A 5,333-nucleotide genomic window follows, 5' to 3' on the forward strand; every position below is an offset into this window, starting at 1 on the left:
TGCACAAATCTGTAATTCTAACCAATTTTCTTCCGATTGATTCAATTTTCTAGTTACTTGGAGAATACTACCATCACCAACTGTACCTTTAACTGTCTTATTTGTTGTATTATTTAGTAATTCAATTGGTTCATGTAAGCTTTCGCGATCATGACCGCCATGACTAATCAATATAAATGAACCTATATCCAAAGATAAACTAGGAGAAAATATAGAATTTGTTTGTTGACTAGGGTTTTTCGTATTTCCTGCAAAAGTATTATTCTTTGGAGAGCTTACATCCAATGGCTGTGTTATTTTTTTTTGCTCTGTTAATCCTTTTACTAAAGGACTTAAAAAATATGCCAATATTCCACCTAATACCAGAAGTATCAGAATTCCTGACAAGTAAAACCACCCACTTTTATATTCTGAGTCATATGGAAAATTTTTGGGTTTATTGTCGAAAAATTGATTATCTGATGAATTAAATTCCGAATTTTTTCGTGATTTTTCTACTTTTAAATGCTGAACTTTTACAGGTGGAACAGACAATTCTGTTATCTGACCTTTATCAGTTACTTGATAATACACTAAAGCTACTGTTACATTATCATGACCATTTGTGGCGTTAGCAATTTCTATTAATCTATCTCTCACTGTAGCTAGATTTGTTTTCCCTTCTAGCAATGGTAATATTTCTGTTTGCCAATATTGTTCTACTCGATTTTTATCGCTTAAACCATCAGAACAAATCAAGAAAATACTATCTTCATCTATTGGAAAACGTTGTACAGTTGGATGTAAACTTGTTGAGGCCGTAATACCCAAAGCTTGTACTAGAGCACCTGATGCAATTTGGTTGACGGCATCTTGATATAAAGAGTAGCCTAATCTGACTTGACGAGTCGCAACATCATCATCTAGAGTTACTTGATAGCATCGAGTCGGAGTAATCCAGTAAGCACGACTATCTCCTACATGAGTGATGTAGAGTTCGTGTAGATGGGCGAGTGCCATAACTAGAGTTGTTCCCATCCGTTGACGACCTTGGCGTTGCTCGTTATCATTACGCTCATAAATGGCATCATTAGCGGCATAAGCAGATTCTTCTAATTTTGTAATTATAGTCAGAGGATCGCCATCTTCAGGTATGTTCTGTAATCTTTGGCACAAAACTTTAATTGCTAACTCTGATGCTTCTTCTCCTCCTTCTTGACCACCAATACCATCGCAGACCATAGCTACTGTTTTATAACTCGGTGGATAGCTAATGGCTGTTTTGCTGGGTGGGTAACAAGCATCTTCATTGTTAGAACGATTAGGTCCGGTATCTGTAGCAGTGGCAATGTTAATTTTTCTAATTTGCGATCGCCCCAATAATTCCAGAGCTTGATCTAGTTGTACTATAACCTGATCGGCATTGTAGACTTCACCTGCAATCATTTGGTGAAACAGTTGTTTCAAGAATTTTTCTACTGCTGGATGAGCATTGCTTGCCCATTTCTGCCAGAATCTACCTAAGTGCTGCAATGTCAAAGATTTTTGATCTGCCTGTAGCTCTAATAAGCGTACTAATTGTCCTTCTACCCGCAGATTTTCTGAATTTAGCAAACTAGAAGCTACTTTTTGCACATTCAACGGTTGCCAAAGTTGAGCTATTTGCCATAACCAATTTAACTGTCGCATTGCTGTAGCATGTTTCCATGATGTAGCTATTTTTGGCATTAAGCTTCCTGAATTGGAATTAATTGGCCCTGCTTCTAAAAGCCAAATTTTTCGAGTCCCTTTTTTTTCTGTTACTGATATAATTCCAAAAACTTGAGGAATATGAAGTCTATAGGGAAATAATCTTAAATATGGTTCTATTTTTCCCGGAATTTCTTCGGGCATCTGGGGCGTTTTTTCTGGTTGAGTATCCATTAGTATTCGATCGTCTTGAACTTGATAACGATCTACTATTATTTCTCCTGGCCGATAGGTTTTTATCCCTTCACCTATAACCCACAGGTAGTGTTTTGGCATAGTGTTTTGCATCAGGGCTCCTCGCAGCTTTCGGCCATTTCTTTGATCGGTTAGATTTATCTTTAATTATTTATGCTAGTTGAATTAGGTCTTTGTTCTTGATTTTTCAGCATAATTTCAATATCTATCTAAAAATATCTAATTCCTAAACTGTTTTACTGATAAAACTATAAATATTATCTTGATTGTCAGTTGTACTAAGTTAATTTTATCATATATTGTTTTTAATCATGTGACGTGATTCATGTCTAAATTTTCTGATTCTAATGCTCTTAGTAATTTTACCAATCAAGAAACTAATTACAAACAGCCACTTCCTCAGTATAGATATAGATTAGCTGTTAACTCAACTTAAACATTCTCATGAATTATATTATAAAATGTTTAATATGGAAATTTTTGCTTTAGTCGAAACTCTAGAGCAATTTTTTCCTGATACTTGGAGTCAGTCAATTTATGGCCAATTGTCAGGTATCTATGAAGCAATTTTTACAACATTATCAAAGTATCTAATCCGATAACAGTGATGTTATCAGATTATTATCAGGACTTACGCAAATTGATTTTTAAACCACTATCTGTAGGGGCGAATGGTATTCGCCGTCGCTATATGTATAGTCTCTGCGTAAGTCCCGATTGATTATATTAGAGATTAAATTTTAATATCCTATTGAGCTTCAGGGTCAATGTCTACTCTTGGTAGTCCTAGGCTATAGTTATTGACACGACTACCAAGATTATAGCTAATTTGACCTGATTGTAATAGCGATCGCACAAAATGCTCTAAATCGGAACCTATACGACGTAGGTTGTATTCAGTTAAATCTTCCCCACTACAAGATTCTACCAGATCGTCAAACTTTCTGTAAATCTGCTGCACGGCAGTATCATTCCAGTTAAGTTCGTTATCGGGGTCGATATCGAGGGTTAATACCTGATCATCAGGAACAAGTTCATTGTCTTCTATAACTCCGGCAAAAATACGAATATGTCTAGTTGTTGACTTTAATAGCATGAGTAATTTTCTCTCTATGACTTTTTGTTAAATTCTATCGTAAGTATTGAAGTATCAAATTACTTAACTTTATGGGTTAAAAAATTCTCACGGAAAAATATTCAGATAATTCACGCTAAAACACTATATTAATAGGATTAAAGCTATAGTGCTACGCTATATTTAGTGTTTATAACTAAAAAATTTGTAACAGCATTTCTGAATAGTAATGCTATGTTTGATTACCGTCTCCCTATCTCTCTATCTCCCTATCTCCCCATGAGTTACAGCGGTTTTCATATTGATCAACCACATCGTCACAATCAAAATCCTGTAGGGACGTTCCAGAACGTCCTTACTGTGGTCTACTTAAATGAAAAGCGCTGTAAAGATAAATAGTAAACTTTTTGAGATTTGGTATAACATCAAGTTCGCTAAATTCGGTATAAAAAAATGTTCCATCACAAGCGCCATTGCCAAATCTTTCTCGATATTCCCCTCCTGGGAGGGGGAGGGGCGAGGGGTGGGTCTCCATCTCCCCATTTCCCTATTTCCCGATCTCCCCTACTCCCCTACTCCCCTACTCCCATTCTGGACCCATTAACTTACCTCTTAATTGCCATTTACCTAACTTGGGGTCATCAACTTCTAGTAACCCACTGTATAACTCTTGTTTGGTGTATGGACTATCTAAAACAGGCCAATTTTTTAAAATTCTTTTTTCCCCATTAACTACTGCGTCCCCAATAGCACCATCTTGCTTATATGTCATAACTATGCGATCGCCAGCTAAACTCAAATAACTTAAACGCCCTTGACTCTCCCATTCCCTATCATCAACGAGAGTTTTATCCAAGGCCTGTTTTAAACTTTCAAAATCTCCAATATCAGCTACTCTTGCTACATCAGTAACCCAAGCTGTCCTTTTTCCTTTAGCAACCATTGCTTGATATTCTTTATATTTCCGAGATAATGGTTGTAAACTTACCTCTGCTGCCCAAGGTCGAGCACATAGCCAAATATTTTCAATGCGCCAAATATACCAATTTTTATATTTTCTCGGTTCGCCATAACGCTTTGGCAAAACTAAATGCGACTGTGCTGGCACTCCTGCTTGCAAATCTCGATCGCTGAGAATTAACTGAAATATTACTGCTCCCTGTTGTTGAACATATTGATCGCCGGGACTACGTCCAGTTGCTCGGGGTCCATGATAAGTGCCACCTAAACCTACTACTGCGTTATTAATGCCTTCAGGGTCGCGCACTACTAACTTATAAGTAGTATATTGTGCACTAATTGTACCCTCGACTTGATAACTGCGAGTAGGCTCTAATAAAGTTCCTAAACTATAGTCCTCAGTTATATAGAATTTTTCCCATAAGCGGTTTCCTTGAGAGTAACTATAGTAAATTGGATGACTTGCTCTGAGCTGAAATGGTAATGGCACTTGTTTACGAGCGAGTGCCCTCAGATGTTCTGGAGGACGATATGTGCTTAGAGCTGCTGGCAATGCTAACCTAGCAGTACCATTTCTCATCTTTTCTGCAGCTTCAGTGCCTTCTCCCCACCACATCCATGCTACTGCACCTAACTCAGTATTCCAGGTACTGCGATCGAAACCACGACTTTCTGCACCTCCAGCAGTCCCCCAACTTAGTCTTAGTGCCATATTAGTTGCATACCAATCTAATAAACCTTTTGCCAGTTTTTTCAATTCTGGGTCGCGAGCAAAATCATATAGATTGAGTAATCCACCAATACTATATCCATAATAAGTGGAAGAATGAAATTCTCCTTGTCCAATAGTTAAAAACTTATTCAGCTCTGCTCGCAACCATGCCTCATTTGTGGCTTCACTTGCAGGGTCTTCTACAGGCCAACCACTTCCATCCATCAACGCTAAACCAGATGCACGTTGCATAAACATATGATTTTCTGTTCCAGTTTTTATCCAGTTGAAAACTTTCGGTCGTTGTAGTTGATTTTTGTAAGATGCTAATACATCAGATGGCATTTTATCTCTAAATAAAAAGAAAATTCGCACATCTAGATAACTACGGAAGTGATAAAGGCTTGGTTTATCTTTATCTAGTTGGAATAAAATTTTCCAGGTTTTTTCTTGATTATAAAGTTCTCCTATTTGTGTATCTTCTAAACTTAATCTGGCTAAAATTACTGGCAGTAGATATTTATGAGGGTCTCCAATTTTTCTTGGTCTCCACCAACTATCTAGTTCTTTTAAGTCTACGGCTGCTAGTTTCTTACGAATTGCCAAATACTGTAGAAGAAGAAAGTAAATTTCAAGCAAGAAGTTTGGCAATTCGTAAGAAAC

General features: G+C 37.0%; 5 protein-coding genes. 1 reads left to right on the forward strand and 4 read right to left on the reverse strand.

Translation table 11 applies throughout. The annotated features are described in order from the left end of the window. The coding region (locus F6K13_RS16695; RefSeq protein ID WP_287287859.1) for a protein phosphatase 2C domain-containing protein at window positions 1-2,004 on the reverse strand (2,004 nt) is incomplete at its 3' end. A gap of 389 nt (window positions 2,005-2,393) precedes the next feature. On the opposite strand from F6K13_RS16695, the gene F6K13_RS16700 reads away from it, so the two are divergent. After that, window positions 2,394-2,525: a hypothetical protein gene (locus tag F6K13_RS16700; RefSeq protein WP_282433648.1), complete on the forward strand. Its 132-nt coding sequence runs from the start codon at window positions 2,394-2,396 to the stop codon at window positions 2,523-2,525. 146 nt (window positions 2,526-2,671) lie between these two features. Here the strand turns inward: F6K13_RS16700 and F6K13_RS16705 are convergent, their stop codons facing one another. The 3 genes from F6K13_RS16705 to F6K13_RS16715 form a co-directional block, all read right to left on the reverse strand. Then, the gene (locus F6K13_RS16705; protein ID WP_124142856.1) at window positions 2,672-3,019 is read right to left on the reverse strand and encodes an NAD(P)H-quinone oxidoreductase subunit M; all 348 of its coding nucleotides are present in this window, start codon (window positions 3,017-3,019) and stop codon (window positions 2,672-2,674) included. Window positions 3,020-3,367: 348 nt separating this feature from the next. Continuing rightward, window positions 3,368-3,541 (reverse strand): hypothetical protein, encoded by a 174-nt coding sequence (locus F6K13_RS16710; protein WP_287287860.1) that lies wholly within the window; start codon window positions 3,539-3,541, stop codon window positions 3,368-3,370. 37 nt (window positions 3,542-3,578) lie between these two features. Continuing rightward, the coding region (locus F6K13_RS16715; RefSeq protein WP_287287861.1) for a hypothetical protein at window positions 3,579-5,333 on the reverse strand (1,755 nt) is incomplete at its 5' end.

This window comes from Okeania sp. SIO2B9 (genome assembly GCF_010672505.1).
Taxonomy (GTDB): Bacteria; Cyanobacteriota; Cyanobacteriia; order Cyanobacteriales; family Microcoleaceae; genus Okeania; species Okeania hirsuta.

What these genes read in the sequence shown, in the direction of transcription:
- F6K13_RS16700 (WP_282433648.1), top strand. Translation starts at nt 2,394, where the DNA reads ATGGAAATTTTTGCTTTAGTCGAAACTCTAGAGCAATTTTTTCCTGAT.
- F6K13_RS16710 (WP_287287860.1), bottom strand. Translation starts at nt 3,541, where the DNA reads ATGGGGAGATGGAGACCCACCCCTCGCCCCTCCCCCTCCCAGGAGGGG.
- F6K13_RS16705 (WP_124142856.1), bottom strand. Translation starts at nt 3,019, where the DNA reads ATGCTATTAAAGTCAACAACTAGACATATTCGTATTTTTGCCGGAGTT.